1 protein-coding gene is annotated in these 2267 nt (G+C 49.4%); it reads right to left on the bottom strand.

What is annotated here, in order from left to right:
* Positions 1-2267 (bottom strand): CHAT domain-containing protein (locus tag H6F50_RS00160; protein ID WP_190424959.1); only part of this gene is annotated, 2267 nt, incomplete at both ends.

The raw sequence follows: 2267 nt of genomic DNA, 5'->3' as shown, positions 1-2267 counted from the left end.
CGGATTAAAGCTTCGTGGGCAACTTCTACTTCTTCCTTACCCGTTGTTTCGTTGCGACTGGTAACGACTAGCCTGGCTCCTTCACTTGCCAACTGTTGCACCAACTTTTTAGTCTCTGCTAAGTTCCCCCCATTGGGCACCAGATCCTCTAACTCTACACGCTGGCGTGTATTCCGTCCTTTCTCTCCCTGCACGATGTTTTTATCCAAGCAGGTTAAGCGCAAAAAAATATTCTGGACTTGCTCTTGTTCTAATGCGGGTAAGCTATTGTAAAAATCACTCGCTGTTTTAGCGATCGCCTGCTGAACTCTGCCAATTGCTTGGTACTCCTCATCGCACAGCCAGCGCCCCCGCCGACGCTTCCACAATTCCTGCAAAGCATATTGCAGCAGCGGCATTGCGCCTGGCTCCCCTTGCACATCATTGAGAATTGAGTGGCTCAAGCCAGCTTCAAAACGCAGCCCCCCGCTGTCTGCCTGCATCTTCATCGCTGCGATTAATTCGGCAGGTTCCATCGGTCCAACCAATTTTTGCCGGGTTTCAATCCGCTTTCTCAGATCCGGGTAGAAGGTACACTCGCCCAAAAAATCTGCCCGCATCGTAATCACAACTCTTCGCCGCTCGGCAAGGTGTAACAACTTTTCGATGAATTCTTGCTGATGGCCTTTCTCCTCGCAGAGGGTGAATACTTCCTCAAATTGATCGACCACCAGTACTGAATAGTGTTCTGGTACCTTTAATAGTTGTTCTAATTGTCTTTTTAGTTGTTTTAGCGGCTCGTTACTTGGTGTCATGTAAACCGACTGGAGATTTGGCTCCTCTTGTTTAAGCCTAGGAATCAGCCCTGCTAAGACTACGGATGATTTACCACTCCCCGAAGTACCGATGACAGCTAAAAAATTGTCCTTCTCCAATTCTTGTTGTAAGTCTTTAATTAGCTCATCACGCCCAAAGAAGAACTTGTGGTATTTTTCATCACTGAAGGAAGATAGACCTGGAAAAGGACACTCAGCCTTGTATTCTGGAGGTTCCTTGCCCAAAGCTGCCAGAGCATCAAAGCTAATTTCCAGGACTTGATCGCACAAGTTATTGAGTTCAACTAAAGCCTGCTGGCGTCCTTCACGCGCTGTACGTGACTCTGCTCCTTGGGTATCTTTCAGCTTCTCTACCTGGGTTTTAAACCTCTGCTTGAGTACGGAGGCATTAGGAGCGCGTTCTTCGAGTAATTGTTGAAGCTTTTCAATCCCATAACTGATTTCCTCGTCGGTTAAATCCCGATTGTCGAGGCGATCGCTAAATAAGGGACGCCCACCCAAGCGGCTGAACAAAGCCGGGACAGCAATATCGTGGCGCTTTCCCAATCCGGCTGTTGCCTCTTGTATTGCCGTATCTACCTCTCCCGACTCTCTCAGCCGTCGGTAAAAGTTCTGTCCTAGAGCCAAGCCTGTCTCTACGCTCACCTTGCGGGTCATTGCTACTACAGCAGGCATCCCCAAATCTCTCACCAATCGCTGACCTAATCCACCTAATCCTGCTTCTGCTCTGGGGTCGGCACTTTCGCAAGTACACAGGAAGGTAAAGTGAGGTAAGCTCCTGTGATGATTACCGATGTTCTTCAGCTCTGCCAGAAAATCTTCTCCCGTAACTGGCAGGACTTGGTTATCGGCTTTTGCCCAGTACAGAACAGTTTCTCCGTTATCCATCAGCTTGCCGTGGGCGACAAAGTGCAGCAAGGTGTATGGCTTCTTGGAGTTAGTCAGTTGCTTAGACAGTTCTTGTAGCGTTGGCGGTCCGATAGCACCTGCAACATTATTTGCCAAAACTTCGTAAGGAATATCACCAAGCGCTTCCTTAACTCCAGATAAGACAGCTTCAACGTCAAAAGGTGCTAATTGAAACTTGCCGATATTGGCGGGACTTGCTACCAGCACGAGTGCCCGCAAGTCACGTCGCCCAATCGGGGGAAAGCGGCGATCGATAATCGTGGGAATGTACAGGGAAAAGGGCACGCGCTGGTCGCGGGCTAAAAGATCCCAATCCTCGTCGGCATCAATCGGAGCACACAGCCTTTCCCAATGCAAGGTCTTCACTTCGTCGTTGTTAGCCGCTTCAATCGAGAGCAAAATTCGCAGGCGACAGTCCTGACTGCTTTTGGATAGGGCGCGAACAAAGGTGTCGTACACAGCCCCTCGAAACAGGGCTTTGCCTAGTAGGGTGCCGTATTCCCTCTCGTTTTCTTGCTGTTGAGTGAGTTCGTTAAAGTCATC

The organism is Coleofasciculus sp. FACHB-712 (assembly GCF_014695635.1).
Classification (GTDB): Bacteria; Cyanobacteriota; Cyanobacteriia; order Cyanobacteriales; family FACHB-T130; genus FACHB-T130.
This window is presented reverse-complemented; position numbering and strand designations above follow the sequence as displayed.